Source organism: Streptomyces sp. CA-250714 (genome assembly GCF_050936705.1).
Taxonomy (GTDB): domain Bacteria; phylum Actinomycetota; class Actinomycetes; order Streptomycetales; family Streptomycetaceae; genus Streptomyces.
In genome coordinates this window covers 1,146,601-1,170,991 of record NZ_JBNJMI010000001.1, presented here as the reverse complement: position 1 = coordinate 1,170,991, position 24,391 = coordinate 1,146,601, and the positions used below count along the sequence as shown (strand labels likewise).

20 protein-coding genes are annotated in these 24,391 nt (G+C 73.9%); 9 read left to right on the top strand and 11 right to left on the bottom strand.

Features of this window, described 5'->3' with window-relative positions; translation table 11 throughout:
• Positions 1-66: 66 nt before the first annotated feature.
• Together ACQEU8_RS05305 and ACQEU8_RS05300 are read right to left on the bottom strand one after the other, a co-directional pair.
• Positions 67-1,416 carry an NAD(P)-binding domain-containing protein gene (locus ACQEU8_RS05305; RefSeq protein WP_433097321.1) on the bottom strand — a complete coding sequence of 450 codons (1,350 nt, stop codon included), beginning with the start codon at positions 1,414-1,416 and terminating at the stop codon, positions 67-69.
• Positions 1,401-2,729, bottom strand: coding sequence for an ATP-grasp domain-containing protein (locus tag ACQEU8_RS05300; protein ID WP_433097319.1), 1,329 nt, complete (start codon positions 2,727-2,729; stop codon positions 1,401-1,403). The genes ACQEU8_RS05305 and ACQEU8_RS05300 overlap by 16 nt, the downstream gene beginning before the upstream one ends.
• A 174-nt stretch (positions 2,730-2,903) precedes the next feature.
• Here ACQEU8_RS05300 and ACQEU8_RS05295 point away from each other — a divergent pair, with 174 nt between their 5' ends.
• On the top strand, positions 2,904-4,094 hold the full coding sequence (locus ACQEU8_RS05295) for a glycoside hydrolase family 26 protein (RefSeq protein WP_433097317.1): 1,191 nt from the start codon (positions 2,904-2,906) through the stop codon (positions 4,092-4,094).
• A 149-nt stretch (positions 4,095-4,243) separates the two neighbouring features.
• Here ACQEU8_RS05295 and ACQEU8_RS05290 read toward each other — a convergent pair whose 3' ends face one another.
• From ACQEU8_RS05290 to ACQEU8_RS05255, 8 genes are read right to left on the bottom strand one after another with little or no spacing between them, the layout of a single operon-like run.
• The gene (locus ACQEU8_RS05290; protein ID WP_433097315.1) at positions 4,244-5,425 is read right to left on the bottom strand and encodes a GNAT family N-acetyltransferase; all 1,182 of its coding nucleotides are present in this window, start codon (positions 5,423-5,425) and stop codon (positions 4,244-4,246) included.
• Positions 5,422-6,192: a hypothetical protein gene (locus tag ACQEU8_RS05285; RefSeq protein ID WP_433097313.1), complete on the bottom strand. Its 771-nt coding sequence runs from the start codon at positions 6,190-6,192 to the stop codon at positions 5,422-5,424. Before ACQEU8_RS05285 ends, ACQEU8_RS05290 begins: the two co-directional genes overlap by 4 nt.
• A gap of 16 nt (positions 6,193-6,208) precedes the next feature.
• A complete protein-coding gene (locus tag ACQEU8_RS05280) occupies positions 6,209-7,423 on the bottom strand; it encodes a glycosyltransferase (RefSeq protein ID WP_433097311.1) in 1,215 nt (404 codons plus the stop codon).
• Positions 7,420-8,175 (bottom strand): polysaccharide deacetylase family protein, encoded by a 756-nt coding sequence (locus ACQEU8_RS05275; protein WP_433097309.1) that lies wholly within the window; start codon positions 8,173-8,175, stop codon positions 7,420-7,422. Before ACQEU8_RS05275 ends, ACQEU8_RS05280 begins: the two co-directional genes overlap by 4 nt.
• A complete protein-coding gene (locus ACQEU8_RS05270) occupies positions 8,165-9,817 on the bottom strand; it encodes a lipid II flippase MurJ (protein ID WP_433097307.1) in 1,653 nt (550 codons plus the stop codon). Before ACQEU8_RS05270 ends, ACQEU8_RS05275 begins: the two co-directional genes overlap by 11 nt.
• A complete protein-coding gene (locus ACQEU8_RS05265; protein ID WP_433097305.1) occupies positions 9,814-11,226 on the bottom strand; it encodes an O-antigen ligase family protein in 1,413 nt (470 codons plus the stop codon). The genes ACQEU8_RS05270 and ACQEU8_RS05265 overlap by 4 nt, the downstream gene beginning before the upstream one ends.
• Complete coding sequence (locus tag ACQEU8_RS05260; protein WP_433097303.1) at positions 11,223-12,890, bottom strand: exopolysaccharide biosynthesis polyprenyl glycosylphosphotransferase; 1,668 nt, start codon at positions 12,888-12,890, stop codon at positions 11,223-11,225. The genes ACQEU8_RS05265 and ACQEU8_RS05260 overlap by 4 nt, the downstream gene beginning before the upstream one ends.
• Entirely contained in the window at positions 12,887-14,161 is a 1,275-nt protein-coding gene (locus ACQEU8_RS05255; RefSeq protein WP_433097301.1) for a glycosyltransferase, read from the bottom strand. The genes ACQEU8_RS05260 and ACQEU8_RS05255 overlap by 4 nt, the downstream gene beginning before the upstream one ends.
• A 234-nt stretch (positions 14,162-14,395) precedes the next feature.
• Between ACQEU8_RS05255 and ACQEU8_RS05250 the strand changes: the two genes are divergently transcribed.
• The gene (locus tag ACQEU8_RS05250; protein ID WP_433097299.1) at positions 14,396-14,896 is read left to right on the top strand and encodes a DUF1772 domain-containing protein; all 501 of its coding nucleotides are present in this window, start codon (positions 14,396-14,398) and stop codon (positions 14,894-14,896) included.
• Between the two features lie 78 nt (positions 14,897-14,974).
• On the opposite strand, the gene ACQEU8_RS05245 is transcribed toward ACQEU8_RS05250, so the two are convergent.
• The gene (locus tag ACQEU8_RS05245; RefSeq protein ID WP_433097297.1) at positions 14,975-16,645 is read right to left on the bottom strand and encodes a hypothetical protein; all 1,671 of its coding nucleotides are present in this window, start codon (positions 16,643-16,645) and stop codon (positions 14,975-14,977) included.
• Positions 16,646-17,072: 427 nt separating this feature from the next.
• On the opposite strand from ACQEU8_RS05245, the gene ACQEU8_RS05240 reads away from it, so the two are divergent.
• From ACQEU8_RS05240 to ACQEU8_RS05210, 7 genes are all read left to right on the top strand, one after another.
• Complete coding sequence (locus tag ACQEU8_RS05240) at positions 17,073-17,753, top strand: LuxR C-terminal-related transcriptional regulator (protein WP_433097295.1); 681 nt, start codon at positions 17,073-17,075, stop codon at positions 17,751-17,753.
• A 301-nt stretch (positions 17,754-18,054) separates the two neighbouring features.
• The gene (locus ACQEU8_RS05235; RefSeq protein WP_433097293.1) at positions 18,055-19,287 is read left to right on the top strand and encodes a glycosyltransferase; all 1,233 of its coding nucleotides are present in this window, start codon (positions 18,055-18,057) and stop codon (positions 19,285-19,287) included.
• A gap of 35 nt (positions 19,288-19,322) precedes the next feature.
• Positions 19,323-20,489 carry a class II D-tagatose-bisphosphate aldolase non-catalytic subunit gene (locus ACQEU8_RS05230; protein ID WP_433097291.1) on the top strand — a complete coding sequence of 389 codons (1,167 nt, stop codon included), beginning with the start codon at positions 19,323-19,325 and terminating at the stop codon, positions 20,487-20,489.
• An 8-nt stretch (positions 20,490-20,497) separates the two neighbouring features.
• A complete protein-coding gene (locus ACQEU8_RS05225) occupies positions 20,498-21,412 on the top strand; it encodes a hypothetical protein (RefSeq protein ID WP_433097289.1) in 915 nt (304 codons plus the stop codon).
• 54 nt (positions 21,413-21,466) lie between these two features.
• Entirely contained in the window at positions 21,467-22,000 is a 534-nt protein-coding gene (locus tag ACQEU8_RS05220; RefSeq protein ID WP_433097287.1) for a cupin domain-containing protein, read from the top strand.
• On the top strand, positions 22,000-23,139 hold the full coding sequence (locus tag ACQEU8_RS05215; protein WP_433097285.1) for a DegT/DnrJ/EryC1/StrS family aminotransferase: 1,140 nt from the start codon (positions 22,000-22,002) through the stop codon (positions 23,137-23,139). The genes ACQEU8_RS05220 and ACQEU8_RS05215 overlap by 1 nt, the downstream gene beginning before the upstream one ends.
• A complete protein-coding gene (locus tag ACQEU8_RS05210) occupies positions 23,097-24,386 on the top strand; it encodes a GNAT family N-acetyltransferase (RefSeq protein WP_433097283.1) in 1,290 nt (429 codons plus the stop codon). The genes ACQEU8_RS05215 and ACQEU8_RS05210 overlap by 43 nt, the downstream gene beginning before the upstream one ends.
• The last annotated feature ends 5 nt before the right edge of the window (positions 24,387-24,391 follow it).

Sequence of the window (24,391 nt, the reverse complement as noted above, 5' to 3'; positions counted from 1 at the left end):
GCGACAAGCCACAACGCTTCCGCAGTCTGCAAGCGCCGGGCAGGGGCAGCCCCTGGCCACACCGTGTCATCGAGCGGCCCTCACCTCGCGGCCTTCCACTTCGGCGTCCCCCGCGACGGGCTCCGCGGTGCCGGACCGCGGCACCGCCACCCGCGCGGTGGGCGCCGCGCCGACGGCCTCCGCGGGGCGCCGTGCGGCCACATGGCGGCAGACGCCCGCGACCAAGCGAGGTGCCGTGAATGTGGCCCCGTGTACGAAGCGCATCGCGGGGCCGAAGGACGGTGCCGTCAGCAGCCCCGCGAAGAACAGCCCCGGGTGCGAGGACTCGAAGTCCTGCGTCAGCCACGGCGCACCGCTGTTGCCGACCCGGCGCAGGGTCTCCCGCAGCGTGGAGTCCAGCAGCCCGAGCCGGAACAGGTCGGGGACGAAACCGGTGGCGGCGACCACATGGTCGGTCTCCAGCGTCCGCGCCGTACCGTCCGTCGCCCTCAGCCACAGCCGCAGCCGTTTGCCCGGCCCGCCACCGACGCTGCCGATGCCGGTCGTACGGTCCGCTGCCGTGATGGTGTGCCCCAGCAGCACCGGTACGTCCGGCTCGAACCGCTCCCGCAACCACCAGGCGCCCGCCGGGCCGAGGGCGTGCCGGGCGATGTGCAGTCGTACGGGCGCGGGCAGCCGCCGTACCGCGCCGGGCTGCCGGGACCACACCCACGTCGGCCAGCCGGTGCCCAGCGCGCTGTGCGGGTCACGCAGCGCGGTGAGCCGGCCGCGCTCCAGCGGCTGTGGCGGCGCGTTCCAGTTGATACGGGGCGCGCGGGCCACCACCTGGGGCTCGGCGCCGGCCTCCGCGAGCAGTGCCGCGGTCTCCAGCGCGGCCTGCCCGGCGCCGACCACCGTGACGTGGCGGCCCCGGAACCGGCTCAGATCGCGGTGGTGGGTGCTGTGCGAGACCAGATCGGCGGGGAGTCCGCGCAGTACGTCGGGCCGGTGCGCGAACGGCATGAAGCCGATGGCCAGCGCCACGGCCCGCGTCGTGAGCTGCTCGCCCTGCGCCGTCCTGATCCGGAAACCCGAGGGATGCGGGGCGACACGCGTGACGGCCATCTCCTCGACGGGCGGCGCCGCATGCCGGCCGAACCAGGTGCCGTACTCGATGAAGGTGTCCAGCGGCAGCGGACGGCCGTGCCCCACCTCGATACCCCGGTCGGCACAGTAGGCGGTGAGGGTGTGGGCACCGTCCGGGTCGGAGAGGGCTGAGGCGCCCGGCTCGGACTTGAGGAGCATGCCGCGCGGCATGTGGTCCCGCCAGGAAGCCATCGGTCTGCCGAGCACCCGCAGGCGCAGCCCCGCCGTGGCGGCGTGCGAGGCGATGGACAGTCCGTAGGGGCCGGCGCCCACCACTACGAGGTCGTACATGGGTTCCTTCTCTCTGTGTGCGGTGAGGGCTTGGTCTGTCGTGCGGCTGCGCGGAGACATATGGCGCGCAGGCCCTTGCCGAGACAGCGCCCCACCCACCCCCCGGCCATCGCGGCGAAGGGCACGGGATCGTCGACGGCGAACCAGGCACGCTCCACCGGCCCGCGCGCCATGGCCGCGCCTTCCGGTCCCGGCGGAGGCGGGCCCAGCAGCGTGGCGAGCAGCGCGTAGTTCTCCACGACGAAGACCCGGCCGGGGCCGCCGCGCGACTCCCCCCGCCTCCGGCCGACAGCTGCCCGGGGCATGGCGCGCCCTGTCAGATGCAGATGCTGGGCCCGGACCACGTCCAGCCCCGCGCCGTCGGTGAAGAGCCGGAACTGTGCGCCGGGCCGCGGGTTGAAATCCACCAGATGGTGGACGCCCGTCGCCGGGTCGCGCCGGAAGTCGAGGTCGAGGATGCCGCGGTAGTCCAACGCCGCCGTCAGCCGGGCCGCCGCCTGTTCGACGGACGGGTTGGGCAGCCAGCTGCCGACGGCCGTCAGTCCCGTGTGCGGCGGCCACGAGCGCTCCTTGCGCCCGGCACCGCCGAGCAGACACCGGCCGCCCTCGGCCGCGTATCCGTGGAAGAACCAGTCGGCTCCCGGCGCGTCCGGCAGCCGGCGCTGCAACAGCAGGGCGCTTCCTGCCTCTTCGGACCGTTGGAACAGGCGCGCCGCTTCCGCCTCCGTCCGGACGAGTACGACGCTGCGCAGACCGGGCGGCAGCAGCCAGGGGCGGCTCCACTTGGCCACCACCGGCAGGCCCAGCGCGACCGCCTCGCGGACCGCCTCACGGGCGCTGCCGGGCAGCACGGTGGTGGGGTGCGCGATCCCGGCGCGTGCGCACACGGCGGCCAGCTCGGCCTTGTCCGCCAGCCGGGCGGGCAGCCCCGGCTCGACAGCGGGCAGCAGATAGCGCCCGGCGAGCCGGGGCGCCAGCCGCGCCGTGGCGATCGCCCCGTGGTCGTCCAGCGGAACGAGCACGGCGGGCCTGCCGACCGTGTCGGAGACATCGAGCAGCAGGCGCTCCAGTTCCGCGTCGGGCAGTGCCCCGCACCCGCCTGACCCGCCCAGGCGTGCAGCTGTGTGCGGTGGGGTGTGCACCCGGTGCAGAAAACGGGTCCTGGTCACGGGGCCGCCCGTGGAGCCGAGCAGGGCGTGCACCTCGAGCCCCGCACGCCCCAGCGACCGGGCGGCGCCCAGGGTGCCGTGGTGGTACGGGTTCGGATCGAGGCGCAGCAGCAGCGCGGGAACGTCCGTGGCGAACGACGGCATGGGGGGCATGTCCTTCAGACGTGGGGCGGGTGTGCGGGGCGACAATTCCGCTGACGGATCATCGGCAATCCGTACCTGCGGATGACCGGACAACGCCCGGGAGCGGCCAAGGGCCACGGGTGGCGGACAACGGCTCGCGGGCGGGCAACTGCCCGAGGGCGGCCAGGAGGAGCCATGCGGAGCCACAGACGCGAGCGGATCGGGGCGCTCCTGTGCGGCGGCGCCCTCACCGCCGGGCTGCTGGCCTCCTGCACCGTGCTGCCCAGCGCCCTGCAGGGCCCCGGCTCCGCACCGGGCGAGCGCACCGCCCGTACTCCGCCGGCGTCCGCTGCCGCTGCCCCGCCCGTGCTGTCCGGCGCCACGGCCTCCGCCGGTCCCTCCGCTCCGGCCTCCGCCGGTGCCGCCGCTCCGGCCTCCGCCGCCGAGCCCCGCGTGGGGGCGTTCCTCGGCTCCGGTCCCGAGGGGGTGCGCCGGATCCGGGGTATGGAGCGCTGGCTGGGCGGCACCCGGCTGCGCGCCGGGCACACCTACCTGCCCGGCCGTCTGTGGACCGACATCGAGGGACGGCCCGGCTTCCTGGAGCCGTGGGCGCGCTGGCGGCGTGAGGAGGACGAGCGGCTGCTGGTGCTGAACGTGCCGATGGCGGACCACAACGAGGCCGGGCTGTCCGACGCGCGGGTGCGCGCACTGCTGCGCAAGGGAGCGGGCGGACACTTCGACGGCCACTACCGCACGCTGGCCGGGCGGCTGGTACGGCAGCACCTCGCGGACACCGTCCTGGTACTGGGCTGGGAGATGAACGGCACCACCTACACGCACCGCTGCGGTCCCGACCCGGCGGCCTGGAAGGCGTACTGGCGCCGGATCGTGGCCACCATGCGCGCCGTGCCGGGCCAGCGGTTCCGGTTCGACTTCGCACCAAGCCGCGGCCGGGACGCGGTGCCCTGGACCCGCTGCTACCCGGGCGACGACGTGGTCGACGTGCTCGGCATGGACGCCTACGACCAGCCCGAGGGCATGCCCTTCGAGGAGCAGGTGCGCGAACCGTACGGACTGGCGGCGCACGTCGATTTCGCGGCCCGGCACCGCAAGCCCGTCTCGTACCCGGAGTGGGGGCTGTTCCGCAACGGCGACAACGCGGAGTACGTCCGCCGGATGCTCGCCTGGATGCACCGGCACAAGCCGCTCTACCAGACGATCAGCGACTACTGCCCGCACGGGGTGTGGCAGTGCCGCGGGAACGTGGCCTCCTCGGCGACGTACAGAATGGCGCTGTCCGCCGAACCGCAGCCGTGGTGGGAGCGGTGCTTCGGCATCGGCGACTACTGCGTCCGCCTCGACTGGCTGCGCCCCCTGGCGGGTTAGGACTTGCCCCGCGGATCTTGCGGGGTTGCGCCCCGAAGGGGCGCGGGGAACTGCGCGCCCAGCCACAACTGACCCGCAGCCCGCAGTCGACGAACAGGGGCACCCCCTTACCGGAACACCCCGAGCCCGGCCCGGCTGCTGTACCGCCGTCACCGGCGCCCCCGCAGAGTCCGAACCACACTGGCCGCCCGCATGCGGGCGGCCACCTGCGCGGCGAGCAACTCCATCGCGGGTGACAGCTCCCGACGGGCCAGCAGATAGCGCCGGTTGACGGCGGTCACCGGCCGCCATCGCAGCTTGTACGGCTCGGTGCCGCGCAGCAGGCTCAGCGTGCCGCGGCCGGTGGTGGACGCGAAGTGGGCGTCGTGCCGCAGCAGCATGGTCGCGATGTCCACCCGCTGCTCGCGCAGCCGCGGGTCGGCCCCGTACAGATAGCCGCACACCAGATCCGGCGAGGTGAAGGCGACATCGCAGGCGACGATCCGGCCGCCGATCCGGTACTCGGTCACCGCGGCGTCCCCGGTGGCCACCAACGCCTCGGTGGCGCGCACCAGATGCGCACCGAACCGGGACCGCAGATGCTCGGGCGTGACACCCCTGCCGCGCCACTGCCGCTCGTGCAGCCGCAACATGGTGCGCACCGCGTCGGGCACCCGCTCTCCTGCCACGTCGTGGAACTCGATGCCCAGCTCGTCGATACGGCGCAGCTTGCGGCGGGTGCGTTTGGCGCCGGCCGGTGCCAGCCGGCGCAGCATCTCCTCCATCGGGATGCCGGGCAGCTCCAGGCAGGACGAGTCGGCCAGACATCTGCTGACGCCCGGCCAGGCCGCGTACAGCCGCTCCGCGGCGCCGCCGGGGCGCACCTCGCGCAGATCGAGAACGGCGCTGCGGGTGGCCACGTAGAGGGCGCGCGCCAGCGCCCCGGCCGCTCGCGGACAGCTGTCGTCCAGCAGTACGTCCTGGTAGTCGGAGATGGTGCCGCCCAGAGTGACGAGCGCGGGCAGCGGCCGGTGTACGAGCATCAGCGGAGCGGCGGCGACCAGGCGGCCGTTCTCCCGGACCAGAACGACGCGCAGCCTGCCGCGCCGCCCGTACGACCGCCACCACGACCACAGCCAGGCATGGCTCTGGAACGGGGTCGCCGACCGGTTGCGGGCGCGCAGCCCGTCCCAGTCGCCGGCCAGCGCGGCGAACTGCTCCTCGGCCCGGCACAGGGTCGCCGTCAGTCGGACCGGCGGCTGCCCGGAGGCGTCGCCCCGCCCGCCGCGCCATGGTGAGAGCACGGGCCCGGCCAGCCTGCGGCGGGTGGGTGGCGGCAGCGGTGACGTCATCGTGCCTCCTCCAGCTCCGCCGCGGGCCGGGCTGGCGTACCGGTGTCGTCGGCCGTTGCCGCGTCGTCCTCGCCGGCGGTGGGCGCCGGCACGGTGGCGGTGCCGGCCTGCCCGGACCGTTGCGGGCGGGCCAGCAGCGCCAGCCCGCCGAGCAGCCCGCCCGCGCTCGCGCCCACCGACAGGGCGATCGGCAGCGAGGGGGAGACCGGCCCGGTGGACGGCACCGCGTGCGAGACGACGGTCAGCCGGACTCCGGTGCTCCGGGCCGACTTCCGCGCCGTGCCGGTGAGGGAGCGGGCAACAGCGTCGGCGTAGTCGGCCGCCTTGCCCGCCCGGGGCGCGCTGCCGGTGATCCGTACCATCGGCGCGTCTGGTGAGGCGGCGGCACGTACATGGGACCGCAGCGCACCGCGCGGCAGCCCGGAGCCGGCCTCCGCGGCGCCGAGCACGACGGCGTCCGTGGCGATCTTCCCGTACGCCTGCGCATAGCCGAGGGCCGATGCCGCCTCCGTGTGCGCACGCGGGGAGACGAGCACATAGCTGGTCGCCTCATACCGTGGCTCCGCGGCGGTCGCGTACGCCGCCCCGCCCAGCACGCCCAGCGTCACGCACGCGGGCAGCGGCCACCACCCGGGCACCCGGCCCGGCCTGCGCCGTCGCCGCGCTGTCGGCGCGGTGTCCGCGGGGGCTGTCGCGGCGTCGGGGTCGGCCGCTTCCGCCGCTTTCTCGGAGGCCGGTGCCGCCTTTCCCGGTGCGGCCTTGGACATGGAACTCACCTCGTCGTCAGGGGGCTGTCATGGGGGAGGGGGAGGGCACGGGGAGAGGGGCGTGCCGCCCGCTGGTGGGTGCGGCCTCGCCGCCCGTGCGGGTGCCGAGTGCCGTGCGGTAGACCCGCGCCAGCCGCTCCGCGCAGTGCGCGATGTCGTAGTGGCGGACCACCGGGGGCACCGGCAGCCGCGCCGCTCCGGCGGCCCGCGCAGCCCGCAGCGCGTCGGCCAGCCCGCCCGGTGCGGCGTTGAATCGGCGGGCGCCCGGGGCCAGTTCGGGCGGCAGATCCTCGATCGCCGGGCAGGCGGCATACAGCACGGGCAGCCCGGCGGCGAGCGCCTCGACCGCCGCCAGCCCGAAGGACTCCTCGGCGGACGGCGAGACGAACACGTCCGCGGCGGCCAGCACCCCGGGCACGTCCAGCGCCGGACCGCCGGGCGGCGCCGCGCCGAGTCCGCCCGAACACGCGCCCAGCAGCAGTACGCGGTCCGCGATGCCCAGCGCCGCCGCACGGGCGTGCAGGGCGGGGCGCTCCGGGCCGTCACCGGCCAGCAGCAGCCGCGCCTCGGGCAGTGCGGCGACGGCGTCCAGCAGCGCGTCAAAACGCTTGCCCGGCACCAGCCGGCCGACTCCGGCCACCACGAACGCCCCCGGTGCCAGGCCCAGTTGCTGCCGTACAGCGGCGCGGACGCAGGGGTCGAAGCGGAAGCGGGTGGCATCGACGCCGTTGGGCACCGTGCACAGCCGTGCCGCGGGTACGCCCCAGCGGCGCAGCCGCCCGGCGACCGTGCCGGAGACGGCGACGGTGGTGGTGCCGAGCCGCTCGGTGGCCAGGTAGAGGGCGCGGACCGCGGGGGAGAGGGGGCGGCCCTCCAGCGTGTCGGCGCCCAGCGAGTGTTCGGTGGCCACCACTGTGCGCACACCTGCCAGCCGGGCCGCGATCCTGCCGTACACACAGGCCCGGTACAGATGGGTGTGCACCAGGTCGTAGCCGCCACGGCGCACCAGCCGCACCAGCCGGGGCAGCGCGGACAGATCGCGGTTGCCCGTCATACCCAGGTGGGTCACTCGGGTGCCGTCGGCACGGATGCCCTCCCCGACCGCGCCCGGCGTGGTGAGCGTGACGACCTCGCCGTGCACACCGTGCGCGGGCAAGTGGCGTAGCAGCAGCCGCAGTTGCTCCTCCGCGCCGCCGACGCCCAGCCCCGTGATGATGTGCAGCACCCTCATCCGCGTCCCCCGTCCGCGGAGACGGTTTCGGCTGGCAGCGGTGCACGGCGCAGCGGGTGCAGCACCTTCTTCAGATACAGCCGTACGGAGGTGTCCCGGGCGTCGATGTGGGCGCGCGGCAGTGCGTGCATTCCGGTGAGCGGGCCGGGATCGATGGCGCACGCATACGTGTAGCCGGCTGCGCGCACTGCTGCGACGGTGCGGCTGTCGAGCGTCCCGTACGGATAGCAGAACCCGGCCGGCGGCGTCCCGGTGAGCTCCGTCAGCAGGCTGCGGCTGTCCGCCGTCTCGCGCTCCAGAGTGGCGTCGTCGGCCGTGGTCAGGTCGGTGTGCACCAGTCCGTGCGAGCCGACCTCCATGCCCGCCGCGGCAACGGCCCGGATCCCGTCGGCGTCCAGCAGCGGCTTGCGCGGGCCGAGTTCGTCCCAGGCGTTGTCGCCGCCCAGCCGCCCCGGCAGTACGAACGCGGTCGCGGTGCACTCGTACCGGCGCAGCAGCGGCAGCGCGGCGGTCAGGAAGTCGGCGTATCCGTCGTCGAAGGTGAGCCCCACCAGGCCGCCGCACCGCCGTGCCGCGCGGGCCCGCAGCAGCTGTCCGACAGCCACCCCTCGCAGCCCCCGGTCGCGCAGCCAGCGCAACTGCCGCTCCAGCCGCGCGGGCGAGACGGTGATGCGGTACGGGTCCTCGGCGTCCTCGGCGACCGAGTGGTACATCAGCAGCCAGGGAGTTCTGGCACGGGCGTCAGCGGGCATACGGAATCCTCCGGTCGACGGCGGCGAACAGGCGCGGCAGCTCCGGCGCTCCCACCAGCAGCCCGACGGCCAGGAAGCCGGTGAGCACGACGGTCCCGCCCACGACGGCCCCGGTGAGGGGTGCGGAGCAGAGCGCGGCGGCGGCCCAGCCCGCGACGGCGGCGGCCCCGGCAGCCACCAGCAGCCGCAGCAGCCCGCCCGCCACCCGACGCACGTCGATGGCCACCACCCGGGCGCCGAGCCCGTGCAGCAGCAGCGCCGCGGTGAGGGTGATGCCCAGGGCGTTGGCCCCGGCGATGCCCAGGACGCCCCATCTGCCCGCAGCCGGCACGCCGGTGCCCACCGTCACGGCCAGTCCTGCGGCCATCGCGGCGGCCGGGTACCAGGGCGGACGGTTTCCGGAGAAGAACGGGCGCACCAGTGCGCCGACCATGCTGTGCCCCAGCAGTCCGCAGCTGTAGACCCGCATCACCTCGGCGGTCGCGGCCGTGTCCCGCGCCTCGAAGGCGCCGCGCTCGAAGAGCAGCCCGACCAGCTGCGGAGCGCAGGCGACGACGTACGCGGCGCCCAGCAGCACCACGGTGCCCGCCAGCGTCAGATCGCGCTCCACCCGCCGCCGGGCCGCCACCGCGTCGCCGTCGGCCATGGCACGCGCCACGACGGGGAACGTCACGGTGCACACCATCAGCGACAGCACCATCGGCAGTTGGGCCACCTTCTGCGCGTAGTTGAGGTGCGAGATGGCACCCGCGGGCAGCGAGGAGGCCATGAAGCGTTCGAAGAAAACCTGCGCCTGCCGGCTCACCGTGAAGGCGGCCACCGGCGCCAGCACCCTGACGCCGACGAGCGCACCGGTACGCGCGTGCTCCCGTACCGCGTGCGCCGCCGGGCCCGCCGCTCGCCCCGGCCGGTCGGGCAGCCTGGCCAGGAACGCGGGCAGTTGGACGAGCACCATCAGCGCCCCGCCCACGGCGACGCCCAGCGCCGCGGCCCGTACGCCCAGGAGGCCGTGTCCCGCGAACATCACCGCGATGACACCGCAGTTGTAGGCGAGGTAGATCGCGGCAGGCGCCACGAAGTGCCGGTGCGCACGGAGCGCCGCACTGAAGTACCCGGCAAGACCGAAGGTGAGCACCGTCAGCGCCGTCAGCCGCAGACAGTCCACCGCGGTGCCGATGTCTGGCAGACCGGGCGCGAGCAGCCGTACGACGTACGGCGCGCACAGCGCCAGCAGCCCGGCGGCGCAGGCCAGCACCAGCGAGAGCCGGGTCAGGGTCGCCGCGACCAACGCCCGTACGGGGTCGGTCCGATCCGTCAGGGTCTGCTCGTCCGCCTCCCGGGCTGCCCGGCGGGAGAGCGCGAGGCTGAAGGCGGGTACCAGGACCAGCGCCATGGCGTCCTCGATCAGCAGGGTGGCGGCCAGCTCCGGCACGGTCCAGGCGACGAGGAACGCGTCCGTGTCGGCGTCCGCGCCGAACAGCGTGGCGATGGCCTGATCCCGGAACAACCCGAACAGCGAGCCCGCGGCGGTGAGCCCCGCGGTCACCGCCGCGGCCCGCGCCAGAAACCGCCCGAGCCGCGGCGACTCCTCGCCGGCCGTCTGCCGGGCCTCGGGGGCGGGGTGCGGGCGGGGGCCGGTCATCGGGTGGGGCTCCGGTCCGTGTCCGGGTCCGCCACCGGTGACAGCGCCCACCAGGTGGCCAGCCCCAGCACCAATGCGGTGAGCACCGTCGAGGGGCCGCCGATGTCCCCGTACAGGAAATCCACGCCCTGCCACACCAGCAGCCCGACAGCAACAGCGCCGCAGTCGGCGGCGCGGGAGACCGCACCGCCGCGCCCGGTGTCGCGCAGCCGCCGCAGGGCGCACACCAGCAGCGCCCCCCAGGAGCCGACGAGCGCCACCGTGCCCACCAGGCCCTGTTCGCTGAGCACCAGCAGATACATGTTGTGCGGCGACAGCAGCGGTTCCCGCTGGAAGGGCGTTCCGGCGCCCGCCGTGTCACTGCCGGAGGAGAGCTCCAACGCGGCGTGTGCGTCGCGGTGTTCGGGGAAGCCCTTGGGGCCCACGCCGGTGACGGGCGTCTGCCGCCAGATTCCGGCGGCCGCACGCCACAGGGCGTACCGGTCCGTCACCGAGCGGTCCGGCGCGTTCGAGACCTCGGTGATGCTGCCGGCCCGTTGGGCCAACTCCCGCGTGGCGACCCCGAAGCCGCCCACCAGCACCACACCGACGGCCGTCGCCGCAGCGAGCACACACAGCGTCGTACGGACCCCGCGCAGCAGGAGCAGCAGCAGACACGCCACGGCCGTCGCGATCCAGGCACCCCGGCTGTAGGAGAGGGCGAGCGGTACGACGAGTACGGTGGCGCAGCCCAGCGCGCAGGGGCGCAGCCATCTGGGCGCGCCCGGCGGCGGGTTGAGGCCGCAGGCCAGTGCCGTCACCAGTCCGTACGAGACGGCTGTGGCCATGCCCATCACGTCCAGTGCGCCGAAGGTGCCCACCGCGCGGACGTCGTCGCCCTGGTAGGAGGCGCCGGTGCCGGTGAGCGCCTGTACGACGCCGACCCCGCCCTGGACCAGCGCCAGCAGCACCACCGCCGCGCACACCAGCCGGGCGTCCCGCGCGTCCCGCAGCGACAGCAGCACCGCGCCCGGCACCAGGACGAAGAGCTGGAGGTAGCGCACGAAACCGGGCAGGCTCGCCGCAGGGTCGGCCGAGGCGATGGTCGTCACGGCGAACGCCGCCGCTGGTGCACCGAGCACCACCGCGGCGAGCGGTGTCAGCGCGCGCGGCGCACCGCCTGCCGTACGCCGCCCCGCACTTCGCTCCCGCAGCAGCCTGAGCGCGCACCACACCACCAGCACGCCCGAGCACATGTCCGCGAGGGTCGTACCGCCGTGGCCGCCCGGGCTCGTCCGGTCCGCCGGAGCGCACAGCAGCAGCACCGTCGCCACGACCGGTACCACCGGCCCGCCCCGCGGCAACCGGCCCACGAGCGGTCCCCGGCCGGTCCGCGCCGGCAGTGCCGCGCTGCCGGCCGCCGCGCTCACCGGCCCTCCGGACGGAAGAAGGAGGTCGCCGTACGGCAGATGATGCGGATGTCCTGCCACAGCGACCATGTCTCGATGTAGTGGTTGTCGAACCTGGCCCGGTCCGCGATGGAGGTGTCGCCGCGCAGCCCGTGGATCTGCGCCAGCCCTGTGATGCCGACCGGGGTGCGGTGCCGCTGCGCGTAGCCGGGGTGCAGTCGGCTGAACTGCTGGACGAAGTAGGGGCGTTCCGGCCGCGGCCCCACCAGGCTCATATCGCCCCGCAGTACGTTCCACAGCTGCGGCAGCTCATCCAGCGAGGTACGCCGCAGCAGCCGGCCGACGCGACTGGTGCGCGCGTCGCCTTCGACGGTCCACCGGGTCGCCGCCTCGTGCTCGTCGGTTGGCCGTACGGTGCGGAACTTCAGCAGCGTGAACGGGCGCCCGTCCTGACCGACGCGCTCCTGCCGGAACAGCACATCCGGGCCGTCCAGTACCCGTACCGCCAACGCACAGGCGGCCATTACCGGTGCCGCCAGCAGCAGCGCGGGGACGGCCAGCGCGAGGTCCAGCAGGCGCTTGCGCAGACCGGTGCGCGGCCGGGGGCAGTCCAGCACCAGAGGGTGGCAGGAGAACCCCCACAGATGGGCCTCGGCACACCCGCGGACGCCGGGTGCGGCATGTGCGCCGTGTGCGCCCAGCGCGCAGCCGGGTCGTACCAGCCAGCCGGTCACTCCCCGCTCGCCCAGCAGTCCGGCCAGCGCCGCGGTGTGCGGGTCGTCCCAGGGGTGGCGTACGAAGACGGCGTCCTGGACGGCTCCGCTGGCGACCTCGCGCGCCACTTCCTCCTGTGTGGTGACGACGGGCACTGCCGACCGGCCGGTGGTGTCGCTTCCCGCCGCTCCGTGGTTCGCGTCCGAGGTGCCGTCCGTGTCGGAGCTGCCCGCTGCGCCGTCGGGCTTCACCAGCGCCACGGGCCGCAGACCGTACCGGGGTCGTTCCGCGAGTGCGGCAGTCACCGCCCGCGCCGTCTCGTCCTGCCCCACGACCAGTGCGGCGCGCGGTCTGCGGCGCCCCCGGTGGCGGCGCACGCCGTGCACCAGGGCGCGGGCGGTGCACACCAGTGCCACGTTTCCGGCGACACCTGCCAGCAGGGTGCTGAGGCTCAGCGCCCAGGTGCGTCCGCAAGTCGCGAGCACCGTGACCCCGAGGCACCAGGCGATGACAACGCGCCTGCTGAGCTTGGGGAGTTCGGCGAGCGCCTGCGGGTCGATCCCCGGCCGGTAGAGCCCGGCTCGCGCGCACAGCGCGGACAGCGTCGCACATGCTGGGGCCAGCAGCAGGGGTGCCGTCTTGGGGCCCGCGCAGGCCAGTACGGCGATCGCGGTTGCTGCCACATCGGCGGCGGCCAACGGCAGGGCCGCCACGCAGTGGCGCCGGGCGGTGGCCATGGGCGGTGACGGGACCGGCCCACGTGCCGACGGCACCGAAGGGGGCGGCGGAGGGGCCGGCGGCTGTCTGTCGTGCTCGGTCGGCTCATGTGCTCCGGAACCCCCGCCGGAGACCGGACGGGGTACGACGGGGGCGGCGGGGGCGGCGCGGGCGGCCCGCCGGGCAGCCGCCTGCGCCCGGCCGGTGGACGCGCTCTGCTGCCCTGTGGCGTTGCCGGGGCTGTCCGCGCTCATCGCGTACCCGCCCCCTCAGCGACCGGGTCGGCCGCCGTCGTCCCCCGCTGCCGCAGCACCTCCCGGTACACCTCCAGCACGGCGGCGGCCGTGCTCCGCACGTCGAAGCGGGCCCGTACATGTGCAACGGCCGCCTCCGCCAACTCGGCGCGCAGCTCGGGGTCGAGCGCGAGCCGTACCACGGCGTCCGCGAGCGCATCCGGGCTGCCGGGCGGCACCAGACAGCTGGTCTCCTGGCCGGGGGGCAGCAGTTCGCGGGATCCGGCCACATCGCTGACGATCACCGGGCAGCCGCAGGCCATCGCCTCCAGCGGGGTCAGTGCCATGCCCTCCCACAGGGACGGCAGCACCACCAGGTCCGCGGCGGCATACCAGTCGGCCACCGCGTCACTGGCGCCCGCGAACACCACCCCGGGCGGAGCGATCCGGCGCAGCGCCTCCAGGTCGGGGCCGTCGCCGACGAGCACCAGGCGCGCGTCCGGCACCCGGGCCGTCACGCGCGGCCAGGCGGCCATCAGGGTGCGCTGGCCTTTCTGTTCACACAGCCGCCCGACGCATGCCACCAGCACGGCCGACGGCGGCAGCTCCCGCAGCGCCGGCGGGAGGTCCGGCAGTGACGACGGCAGCTCCCCCGGCGCTGTGAGCCGCGCCGTGAGCGGCGTGGTGGGCCCGCCCGCCTGCCGTGCGCCGCGTGCGGAGAAGCGCGCCGTGTCGACCCCGTTGTGCACCACTGCCCATCGGGCGCGCACTCCGGCCGCCGCGCCGATGGCCCGTTCGGCCTCGCTCACGCACAGCACCCGGTCCGCCCACCGTGCCGCGTATCGCTCCCAGGCCCGGGCCAGCCGCGCGGTGTGGCCTGTGGCGGCCTCGAAGGACCAGGCGTGCGGCTGGTAGACGGTGGGCAGTGCGCCGCGCAGCGCCAGCCGCCCGGCGAGCCCCGCCTTCGCGCTGTGCGCATGCACCAGGTCGGGACGTACGGCACGGAGCAGGCGCTGTACGCCGTACACCTCGCCCGCGATGCCCGCGCCCGGCTCCCGGACGGCGGACCACCGTACGGTCCTGGCACCCGCTGTCGCCGCCGCGTGCGGCAGTCGGCCGCCCCCGGGGCACGCCACGACGACCTGCAGTCCCGCTTCGACCTGGGCCTCGGCGAGATCGGCGACGACGCTGGCCACACCACCCTCGACGGGCTGGGCGAGGTGCAGGACGGTCGTCAGCGCCCGAGACTCGCTGCCGCATCGTGCAGTGCGCTGTGCCGGAAATTCAGGCATGGACGACTCCGCCTCCCGAGATGACGCAGAGTGACCTTGACAAAATCCGACTGTCGAACCTGAGCGGCGCGCCGGTTATCTTCTGGTTTTCACCGACTGATCCCACGCGTGGCGGGTGCGACGCCGGCACATCCCGATGAGCGCCTCGACCATGGGGCGCGGGCCCCGTCCCCGGTTGACTGGACGCACGGCCCGCCGACCGAGTGGAGCGGGCACGGCAGAGAGGGGACGGGTGTGCGAGTGCTGCAAGGGGTGTCGCTGATGGGCGCCGTACTGCTGACCGGGTTGAGCGCGGGTCTCTACTACGGCTTCGCCGCTGCTGTGATGCCAGGACTGCGGCGCTCCGGGGACAGGACGTTCGTGGAGGGCATGCAGCGCATCAACACGGCCATCCTGAACGGCTGGTTCCTGCTGCTGTTCGCCGGTTCGCTGCTGTTGATCGTTGCCGCCGGTGCGCTGCATCTGTGGGGTGGCGGCAGCAAGGGTGCGGTGCCGTGGATCGTGGCGGCGGCCGTGCTGTACGTCGCCGTACTGGTGATCACCATGGCGTTCAACGTCCCGCTGAACGACGCGCTGGACGCCGGCGGTCTGCCGGACAGCGCGGAGCGGCTGGCCGAGCTGCGCGAGCGTTTCGAGGGCGCGTGGAACCGGTGGAACCTGCTCCGTACCGTCTGCAACACGGCCGCGTTCGGGTGTCTGGCCTGGGCGCTGGTGCGGTACGGGAACGGGAGCTGAGCCCGGGAGATGTCCCGTTCGGGCACATCTCCCGTTGCCCGTACTGCTGTACCTCCCGGTGTCCGGGTACCTGCCGTCCTACTTTCCTCGGCGGCGGCCGAACCGCAGTGCCCGGGCCAGTACGTCCAGTGCCTCGTCGGCCCAGGCGATGGCATCCAGGCCCGAGGTGACGTTGTTCGGCGGGCGGTTGATGAGGGTGTCGCGGCGCATCAGCCGGGTGAAGTCCACCCGCACCGGGTCGGTGCGCGGCCGGCCCCCGTAGGGGGTGCGGAACTCCACGCCGGCGCGGCGCATCACCTCGATCAGCTCCTGGGCGAGGATGCCGTAGGCGACCGTCGTCGGATGGACGCCGTCCAGCGAGAAGAGCCCGCCGTCGCTGCGCCGGTCGCCGTCGCTCAGCAGGAACCGCGAGTTGGGCACCGGATCGAGCGCGGCCAGCTCGCGGGGGAGCGGATACGGCGTCCACCAGTCGGGCCGCGCCGCCTCGTCCTCGAAGTAGCGGCGGCAGGCCAACCGGTCCAGCAGCCCCGCGGTGTCCAGCAGATACCAGTCCCGCCCGGCGCGCCGCGCCGTGCGCACGGCCTCGGCCATGGCGTCGTTGTACTGGTCGATGGCCGCGTCGATCGCGCGCGCCTGCTCGCCGGTCAGATGCGGGTCGCGGTCGGCGTCGAAGGCGCTGTCGCTGATCCATGGGCGGGTGTAGTACGGGAAGTACCGCGACCCCGGCTCCTGTTTGCCCCGCACGCCCCGGGCGATGGGGGCGATGGTCACGTGCGGGACGGTGCACCAGATCACATGCCGCGCCTTGATCTGCCCGACGGCGTCGGCCAGTTGCCGCAGCTCGGCCGCGAAGTGCTCGGGCCGCCACACGGTGAACCGGGTCTTCTCGCGCAGATCGTCGTAGCCCTCCTCGCTCCAGACAACCTTGAGCTCGATGACCGAGGAGAGCGCGTTGTTGGCGCCGAGGAAGACGATCAGCGTCTCGATGCCGTGGTCGGGGTCCGCCTCCCGCTCGCCGTCCTCGGTGTGCTCGCCGTGCCGGGTGCCGCCGGTCTGCTCGCCCAGCGCCGCCGCCGCTGTCACCTGGGTGAGCGCGCCGGCGGCCGGGGGCCGGGTGGGGAGGGTGCGCAGCGCGGCGCGCTCGCCCGGACTGCCGACCACCTGCCGCACCAGGTCGTCGCTCGGGGTGTCGATCATCTTGCGGCACACGTCCGCCGACTTGTCCAGCGCGTCCCGCAGATCCCAGCCGAAGACGGCCAGGTTGTGGTTGATGGCCGTGTTCGTCGCCGGAGCGCAGCCACCGCCGCGCTCCCAGTAGTCCTCCACCTTGTCCATGAACCGGCGGGCCCGGAACAGCGCCGAGGGGGTGTCCCACCAGTCGATCGTCGGTCCGCAGCGGTCCTCGATGTCGCGCAGCAGCATCTCCAGGTTGAGCGGGAGGCCGCCGCAGCCGTCGAAGGAGGGGTACCGGAAGTGTTCGGCCCAGCCCATCTCGTGCGCGATGATCGCCGGGTACGACAGCTCCGTCTGGAAGGCCGCGCAGTTCTGGAAGCCCTGGGTGAGGGAGTCGCCGATGGTCACCAGCCGGTTGCGGGGCTCGCCGCGCCAGGAGGTGGCGACCGGGATGCCCAGGGTGGGGTCGGTGTAGGGCGCCCCCGGCTCGGCCCGCCCGGTGGCGGTCTCCGAGGCCGCGCTCCGGGCCGGTGCGGAGGGGGGTTCCGGTGCGGATGAGGGGTCCGGTGCCGTCATGTCACGCCCGATTCCGCCGCTGCCGGGGCTGCCGGTCTGGCTGCGCACTCCGGTGCGGCTGTGTCCGGTGAGTACGGTGTCCCTCCAGCACAGCGCGACGGCGCGCGGCAGGCCAGAGGCGGGACGGCGAACTACGCGCGATCTACGTACGGTCTACGCCAACTGCCCACCTGGCGTCGGGTGGTTGAGAACCGGGGGCGGCGGGGGTGCGGGTCGGCCAGACTGTGGGCGGGCCCGGGCGAGGAGCCGTAGCGCGGGTGGACCACAGGCGCCACAATGGTGAGGCAGAACATCAGCAGTCGCTCTGCCAACTGGCTCAACTCGCTTCCCTGGGGCCCGAGTCTGCGGGATCATCGCTCGCGGCAGTCAGGACTAGACCACTACCGCACATCCGGAAGTGGCCGCACACGGGGATTGGGTGAACCGCATGACCGAGATCCAGGAAAAGCCGGACACCAGCGATCGCACCGAGGCCCGGCTGGCCGTCGCCGTCCACGTCGAGGCCGAACTCCTCCGCCTCGGCCTCCAGGCAATGCTGCCCGGCCTGGAGAGCGTGGAGAGCGCCGAACAGTTCACACACCCCGCGGCACTCGAGCGGGCGTTGGCAGACAACAGATTCCATGTGCTCATCCTCTCCAGCTCCAACGCCGCCTCCGGCTCCCTCGGCCGGCTGCGCCACAGCCACCCGGGGCTGCGTACCCTCGTCCTCCTCGACCCCGCCGACGCGGAGTCCGACTCGGCGCTGGCCCGGCTGCCCGCCGACGGATACCTGCTGCGCGAGGAACTGACGGCGGCGGCCCTGGACCGGGCACTGCGGCAGCTGGCCGCGGACGAGATGCCGATGCCGCTGCGCCTGGGCCGCCAACTGCTCAGCCACGCGGGCGAGTCCGCGCATCTGCTGCCCGCCCGCACGGTGCGGCTGACGGCCCGTGAGCACGAGGTGCTCGCCCATCTCGTCGCCGGGCTCAGCAACAAGCAGATCGCCCGCCATCTGCGGATCTCCGAGCACGGCGTCAAACGGCTGGTGAGCAGCGTGCTGCTGAAGCTGGGCGCGGCCAACCGGACGGCCGCCGTGGTCACCGCGATCAAGCTGGGGCTGATCGACTGAACCGCCGCCCGTGGGAGGGCGGTAGCCGAGCGGAACCGGAATGTCCCCGGCCGGGCGGGCGCCGAGCGACCCTGCCCGGCCGTTCGGCGTGCCCTCGACTGACCACCGGGGCTACCCGATCGGCCACCCCCATCGGCTCAGCTCAGTGTGGGCGCTCTTACGGGGCTGTTGGCGGTCCGAAGCGGAGAGCAGGATCAGCGAGGCGTCCTGGTTGCGGCTCTCGAAGGCCCGCCGGACTCCCGCCGCCGTGGCTCGTCGCCGCATGACACGGCTTCCGCACCTGTTGAGAGGACCGCCCAAGATGAGCTGGAGGCACCAGGAGCCCGCGACGCTCGCGGACGCCGCCGTCAGCAGCGTCGCCCTCGCCGCGGACCCGTTCGCGCAGTCGGCGGCGCCCGGCTTCTGGGTCTGGTCCCGTGACGCGCACCGTGCCGTCACCGACGCGGTACTCGCCCTCCCCGACGAACGTATCCGCACCCTGGCCGGGACAATCGGCAAGGACCCCGCCGACATCACCGCCTGCCGCCGACTGACAGCGCTGCTGGAGGACCGGCTCACGCACGCCGTGGACGAGCCGCACACCGAGCGCCTCGCGGCCCTCGTCTGGGACGCCGAGACCCGCTCCCGGCTCCGTATGCAGACCGGCACCGAGCGGCCCCCCGGGCTCGGCGCACCGGCAGCCGGGGAGATCCTGCGCACCTCGCGGCCCCCGGCCAAGCCGACCGGGCCCGTGGACGCGGCGCTGGTGATCCCGTTCCGGGAGCGCGGCGAGGAGGGGGACCGCACCCGCAACCTGGCCGCCGTACTGCACGCGCTCAACGACCAGAGCCACCCGCGGGACCGCTACCGCGTCGTCGTGGTGGAGGCCGACTCCCGGCCGCGCTGGGAGAGCGTGTACGCGCCCTGGTGCGACACCTATCTGTTCGCGGAGAACGACGGCCCGTTCAACTACTCGTGGACCATCAACGCGGGCGTGGTGCACGGCGCCCGTCCCGCCGAGCTGATCTGCGTACTGGAAGCCGACATCCTCGTCGACCGCGGCTTCGTGGAGCGGGCGGTCGAACGGTTCCGGGTGCCGGGCACCCAGGCGCACTGGCCGTTCGAGGACATGCTGTACCTCGATGCCGACTCCAGCCACCAGGCGGTCACCGAGCGCTGCCTGGACGGGCACTCGGCCGTGGACCGGGACGTACTGCGCGGGGTCTTTCTGCGCCGTACCCCCGGCGCCTGCGTATGGCTGCGGGAGAGCCTCTTCACCCGGATCGGCGGCTACGACGAACGGTTCACGGCCGGCTGGGGCGGCGCCGACAACGACTTCACCTGGCGGGCCGACCTGCACGGCGGTCTCGACCGGTACCGCGACCGCATGGTGCACCTGCACCATGCGCGCGCCACCGACTGGTACGACGCCGAGGGCGCGGGGGCCGGAGCCTACGAGACGTTCCCCTGGTGCACCTGGCCGCCGGACTCCGAGATCGGCGATCTGACCAAGTTCACGCAGCGCCGTTCCCAGCAGCCCCAGCAGCCGCGTTGAGCGCGAAAACCCTCGAGAAACAGGGGAAGACACCCATGGAACCTGTGGTCGGCATCGGCCCGGTCTCACGCTGTACCGTCGACGCGGCCGTCACCGTCGCCCGGCGCACCCGCACCCCGCTCATGCTCATCCCCAGCCGCCGCCAGGTGGACGCCGCCGAGTTCGGCGGCGGCTATCTGGGCTGGACCACCCAGGAGTTCGCCGAGTACGTCAGGGAGCGCGACCCGGACGGGCTGCTGCTCCTGTGCCGGGACCACGGCGGCCCCTGGATGCACACAGCGGAGGCGGAGATCACCGAGCCCGCCGACGCGCTGGACTCGTGCGTCCGCTCCTTCACCGCCGACCTCGACGCCGGATTCGGACTGCTGCACATCGACACCTCCGAAGGCCGCCCCGGCACCGGGCCCGTCCCCGCGCAGACCGCAGCGGCGCGGCTGGTGGAGCTGTACGCGCGCTGCCACGCCGAGGCCACCGCGCGCGGCGCCGAGGTCGCCTACGAGATCGGCTTCGAACCGCAGGACGTGTCCACCAACGACCCCGACGAGTTCAAGGCCGCCCTCCGGCTCGTCCTGGAGGGCATCGAGGCGGCCGGCGCGCCGCGGCCCCGCTACGTCGTCGCCCAGACCGGCACCAAGGTCGCCGAGCTGCGCAACGTCGGCCGCTTCCACGAGCCGCAGGCCCGCGACGAGACGCTGCGCCAGGTCTCCACCCTGGCCGCCACCTGCCACCAGGAGGGCGTCCTGCTCAAGGCGCACAACTGCGACTACCTCACCGTCGAGGAGACGGCGCTGCTGCTGCGCGCCGGTGTGGACGCCTTCAACGTCGCACCGGAGTACGGCGTCGCCGAAACCCGCGCCCTGCTGCGCGTCCTGGACGAGATGGCGCTGACCCGCGAGAAGGAGGACTTCCTGCGGCTGGCCCACGACAGCGGCAAGTGGCGCAAGTGGATGCTGGACCCGACCACCGCCACCGACGTCGAGCGTGCCGTCATCGCAGGCCACTACGTCTTCCGCAGCGAAGAGGGGCTGCGCATCCGCGAGGAGGCCGCACTGGCGCTCGCCGCACGCGGCAGGCCGCCGCTGGAGGCGGTGCTGCAGGAAGCCGTTGCCGAGCGCATCGAGTCCGCGCTGCGGGCCGTCGCGCACGCCGCGGGGCAGACCGCGGCGCCGGCCGGCGAGCGTACCGTCGAGGCGGTACGGTGAGCGCCCCCGTGACCGACGTCCACGCCCCCGGCACGCTCCAGGAAGCCGTCGACCGCGTCCTGCGCGTCCCCGACGAGCACCGTACGTTCGCCAAGGACGCCGCCTTCGCCGAGGAGACATGGGCCATCGGGCCGGCCCTCCTCGAAGCCCTCCTCGACCACGGGCTGCCGCACCGGGGCGAAGGGCAGCAGCGGCGCTTCGAGCGCACCGACCTGCACAACATCAGCACCTATCTGAACCTGCCCTCGCCCTACTTCAAGGCCCTCACCCGCAAGGCCCAGTCCATGGACGAGGTCGCCCGCAAGGGCGAGCGGCACATCCACGAGCTGGAGCTGCGTGCCGACTGCGCCGACCCGGGCCACCCGGGGGAGTGCACGTTCGCCCCCATTCCCGGGCTGAGCCGCCACAGCGAGCCCGGCAGCCTGCGCGAGACCTCCCCAGGGGTGTTCACCGTACGGGCCCAACTGCCCTCCAACAGCCGGGTCTTCGACGAGGACCGTTCCGACCTGCTGTCTCTCGTCGCCGACTGGGAGCTGTATGTGCTGCCCGACGGGGTGATCGAGGACGAGGGCTTCTCGCGTGAGACCCGGCTGGCCAACTGCCTCATCCCCACCCGGCTGCTGCTGCGGGAGGCCGAGCGGCGTGGTATCCGCGCCCGGCACGGGGCCGGGCTGCTGATCGCCCCGCCGTTCACCACCCTGCACCACTGGGTCGAGTTCGAGCTGGACGGCGACTGGATTCCGGCCGACCCCGTGCTGCTGACCGCGTTCTCCCGCTGGGGCATGACCGACCCCGCCGACTGGCCGTACAACCGCTCGGTAGCTGGCATCGTCTGGCACCTGCTGACCTGGCCGCCCGAGGTGTTCTTCCCCGTCGTCCGCGACCTCGGCGGCCAGGCACCTGTGCACATCTCGGCGCGCTAGTCCCCCGAGCCCCCTGCCACCCGACGCACCACCACCCTCATGGAAGGACCGCACATGGGCAGCCCCGCGACCGAAGCCGGCTTCACCGCCATCAGCGAGCCCGAGGGCGACACCGGCGCCCACGAGGCACGCCCGGCGCGTGAAGTCGCCCCCGGCGTACGGGTCAACGAGTTCGCCGACACCAAGAAGGTCGTCAAACTGTGGGGCCAGGAGCGCTGGCTGCACGAGGAGGAGCCGGACGGCCCGTACGGCTTCAAGTTCATCCGCATCAAGGCGGGCCACCGCACCTCCCTCCAGTACCACGAGCACAAGCGGGAGAGCTACTTCATCCTGGAGGGCGAGGCGGTGATGCACTACCGCGAGTCCCGCGACGGCGAAACCCGCCAACTGCCCATGCCCGCCGGGACGCTGGCGCACGTGGACCCCGGAGCGGTGCACCGGGTGGAGGGCGTCACCGACATCGTGCTCGTGGAGGTGTCCACCTACGACGACGGCTCGGACAACGTCCGGCTGGAGGACGACTACGGGCGCGGCGACGGCCGAGTCGAAGAGGAACACGCCGAGCGCACCGAGCACGGCGAGCGCTGATGGGCGGCGCCGGCGATTTCAGCGTTCCCAAGTACCGCTACCCCGCCCAGTTCGAGGGCGGGGAGCGGGAGCTGCTGGCCCGGATCGAGGAGCTGCTGCTGCGCGGCGGCTACGTGCTCGGCGAGGAAGTCGCCGAGTTCGAGGAGCGGCTGGCCGGCTATCTGGGCGCCGCGCACACCATCGGCGTCAACTCCGGTACGGACGCGCTGATCCTCGCACTCGACGCCCTCGGCATCGGCCCGGGCGACGAGGTCGTCACCGTCGCCAACTCCTTCCACGCCACCGCGCAGGCCATCGCCCGGCGCGGCGCCACTCCCGTGTACGTGGACTGCCGCGACGACGACTTCCTGATGGACCTCGACCGGCTCCCGGCCGCGTTCACCGAGCGCACCCGCGCCGTCATCCTCGTCCACATGTTCGGCAAGGCGGCGGACGTGCCCCGCGCCCGGCGCCTCGCACACGACGCCGGGGTCACCCTCATCGAGGACTGCGCACAGGCCATCGGCGCGCGCAGCCACGGAGTGCGCGTCGGTACCGTCTCGGCAGCCGGCTGCTGGAGCTTCGCACCGTCGAAGAACCTCGCCGCCGCCGGGGACGCCGGAGCGATCAGCGTCCAGGACGACGAGCTGGCCGAACGGCTCCGGCTGCTACGGCACTTCGGGCAGCCGCGGCAGAACCAGCACGAGATCCTCGGCTACAACTCCCGCCTCGACACCCTCCAGGCCCTCGTCCTGCTGCACAAGCTCGACCGGCTCGATGTCTGGAACGCCCGCCGCGCCGAGGTTGCCGCCACCTACCGCGAGCGGCTGGCCGGACTCCCGCTGCGCTTCCAGCAGCCCGGCGAGGACGGAGAGCACGTCTACCACCTCTTCCAGGTCCGCACCGAGACCGAACAGGCCCGCGACGGGCTGCTGAAGCAGCTGACCGCCTCCGGTATCGACGCCGTCATCCGCTACCCCGTCCCGCTACCGCACCAACCCGCGCTCGCCGGACCCGCCGCACGACGCCACCCCTGCCCGGTCGCCGAGGAACTGTCCCGGCAGACCCTCTGCCTGCCGATCCGGCCCGACCTGGACGCACAGGAGATCAGCCACGTGTGCGACGCGGTCACCGGCTACTTCGCCTCCCGGACGAGCTGAGGGAGCCACCAGATGAGTCGGACAGCGAGACCCCGGGTGAGGGGGACGGCGAACTGATGGAGACCCGCGTCCGCACGGCCGCCGACGACGCCGAGTTCGAGGGCTACCTCGCCCAGACCCGGCACGCCTTCGGCAAGGTCCCCTACGACCACGCCACCCTGCGCGCCCACGGCGTAACGGCCGTGGCCGTCCGCGGAACGGAGGTGCTGGGCGGCGGACTCTTCCTGCCCTTCGCCCAGCACTTCGGCGGTCGTCCGGTGCCGTCCGGCGGCGTGGCCTGGCTCGCCGTCGCACCCTGGGAGCGCGGCGCCGGACTCGCCCGCCGGCTCACCGAGGAGGGCATCGACCGGCTGCGCCACGAGCACGGTGCCGCCGTGGCCTGCGCCTGGACCCCGGCCCCCGGAATGTACCGGCGCTGGGGCTGGGAGGCCGCCGCTGTCGCCTCCGGCTACGCCCTCACCCCCGCCGAACTCCCCACCCCGGCACCCGACTTCGAGACCGTCGTACCGGACGAGGCCGCCTGCGCCCGGCTGCGGCAGCGGCTCGCCCCCGGCTGGAACGGGCCCTTGCGCAGGCCCGCCTGGTGGCACGGCTGGAAACAGCGCGCCACCGAAGGGGCGTTGACACTGGGCGTCACCCGCGCCGGGTCCCGGGACGGAGCGGGCGCTGAGGACCTGGCCGGATACGCGACCGTCACCGTCGAGCCGCACCAGCCCTGGGGCGTGGCCGCCGTCGTCCACGACTTCTGGCACGACAGACTGGACGCGCTGCCCGCGCTGCTGGCGGCCGTCAGCGCCCGCTCGCCCCAGGTGCGCCAGATCCGCTTCCGCCGCTCCGTGCTGCCCCGCCCCAGCACCCTCCAGTGGGCACTGGACCAGTACGCGGTGCGGGAGGACGGCTGGTACCCGTGGGTGCTGCGGCTGCTCGACGTACGCCGAGCGCTGGAGGCCCGCGGTTGGGACCCGCAGCCGCGCGGGGGCGTCGGGCTCGACGTCGTCTCACCGGAGGGCAAGAGCGCCCCGTACGCGCTCACCTTCGAGGAGGGCCTGATGCACGCCCAGCGCGGCAGCCACTCCTCGGCCCGCACCGTGCGGCTGCCCTCGGCGACGCTGGCCGCCTGGTACGCGGGAGGGCTGCCGCTGCGACAGGCAGCGCGACTGGGCATGGCCGAGGGCGACGCACGCGACCTCGCCCTGCTGGACGCGCTGGCCGCGGGCCCCGCGCCCTGGCTGCCCGAGAGCTTCTGACATGG

Excerpts from the sequence above, each read along its gene's own strand:
- ACQEU8_RS05280 (WP_433097311.1), bottom strand. The coding sequence starts at position 7,423 with ATGAGGGTGCTGCACATCATCACGGGGCTGGGCGTCGGCGGCGCGGAG.
- ACQEU8_RS05235 (WP_433097293.1), top strand. The coding sequence starts at position 18,055 with ATGAGCTGGAGGCACCAGGAGCCCGCGACGCTCGCGGACGCCGCCGTC.
- ACQEU8_RS05275 (WP_433097309.1), bottom strand. The coding sequence starts at position 8,175 with ATGCCCGCTGACGCCCGTGCCAGAACTCCCTGGCTGCTGATGTACCAC.
- ACQEU8_RS05255 (WP_433097301.1), bottom strand. The coding sequence starts at position 14,161 with ATGCCTGAATTTCCGGCACAGCGCACTGCACGATGCGGCAGCGAGTCT.
- ACQEU8_RS05240 (WP_433097295.1), top strand. The coding sequence starts at position 17,073 with ATGACCGAGATCCAGGAAAAGCCGGACACCAGCGATCGCACCGAGGCC.
- ACQEU8_RS05285 (WP_433097313.1), bottom strand. The coding sequence starts at position 6,192 with ATGTCCAAGGCCGCACCGGGAAAGGCGGCACCGGCCTCCGAGAAAGCG.
- ACQEU8_RS05300 (WP_433097319.1), bottom strand. The coding sequence starts at position 2,729 with ATGCCGTCGTTCGCCACGGACGTTCCCGCGCTGCTGCTGCGCCTCGAT.
- ACQEU8_RS05220 (WP_433097287.1), top strand. The coding sequence starts at position 21,467 with ATGGGCAGCCCCGCGACCGAAGCCGGCTTCACCGCCATCAGCGAGCCC.
- ACQEU8_RS05230 (WP_433097291.1), top strand. The coding sequence starts at position 19,323 with ATGGAACCTGTGGTCGGCATCGGCCCGGTCTCACGCTGTACCGTCGAC.
- ACQEU8_RS05245 (WP_433097297.1), bottom strand. The coding sequence starts at position 16,645 with ATGACGGCACCGGACCCCTCATCCGCACCGGAACCCCCCTCCGCACCG.
- ACQEU8_RS05295 (WP_433097317.1), top strand. The coding sequence starts at position 2,904 with ATGCGGAGCCACAGACGCGAGCGGATCGGGGCGCTCCTGTGCGGCGGC.
- ACQEU8_RS05290 (WP_433097315.1), bottom strand. The coding sequence starts at position 5,425 with ATGACGTCACCGCTGCCGCCACCCACCCGCCGCAGGCTGGCCGGGCCC.
- ACQEU8_RS05260 (WP_433097303.1), bottom strand. The coding sequence starts at position 12,890 with ATGAGCGCGGACAGCCCCGGCAACGCCACAGGGCAGCAGAGCGCGTCC.
- ACQEU8_RS05215 (WP_433097285.1), top strand. The coding sequence starts at position 22,000 with ATGGGCGGCGCCGGCGATTTCAGCGTTCCCAAGTACCGCTACCCCGCC.
- ACQEU8_RS05270 (WP_433097307.1), bottom strand. The coding sequence starts at position 9,817 with ATGACCGGCCCCCGCCCGCACCCCGCCCCCGAGGCCCGGCAGACGGCC.
- ACQEU8_RS05305 (WP_433097321.1), bottom strand. The coding sequence starts at position 1,416 with ATGTACGACCTCGTAGTGGTGGGCGCCGGCCCCTACGGACTGTCCATC.